Source organism: Staphylococcus pasteuri (assembly GCF_030547725.1).
Lineage (GTDB): Bacteria > Bacillota > Bacilli > Staphylococcales > Staphylococcaceae > Staphylococcus > Staphylococcus pasteuri.
Map to the genome: position 1 here is coordinate 1 of NZ_JAUOQO010000633.1, position 251 is coordinate 251.

Genomic DNA, 251 nt, shown 5'->3' on the forward strand with positions numbered 1-251 from the left:
GTGTTCGGCTTAACGATCAACATTATGACCTTAGTCGGTTTACTAATGGCCATTGGCATAATGATGGAAGACGCGAGTGTAAACGCTGAGTCGATAGCTGCTCATTTAGAGCGGGGAATGAGTGCTGACGAAGCGGTAGTTAAGGGGGTTAAAAAAGCGGCACCAGGGGTTATTTCATCCTTCTTTACTACCATTTTTGTGCTGGGTAGTTTGATGTGGCTAGATGGCCAAATGGGCGCAGTGTTAAGCGT

General features: G+C 46.6%; 1 protein-coding gene. It reads left to right on the forward strand.

What is annotated here, in order from left to right:
* Window positions 1-24: 24 nt before the first annotated feature.
* A partial coding sequence (locus Q4528_RS14995; RefSeq protein WP_303522480.1) for an efflux RND transporter permease subunit occupies window positions 25-251 on the forward strand: 227 nt, incomplete at its 3' end.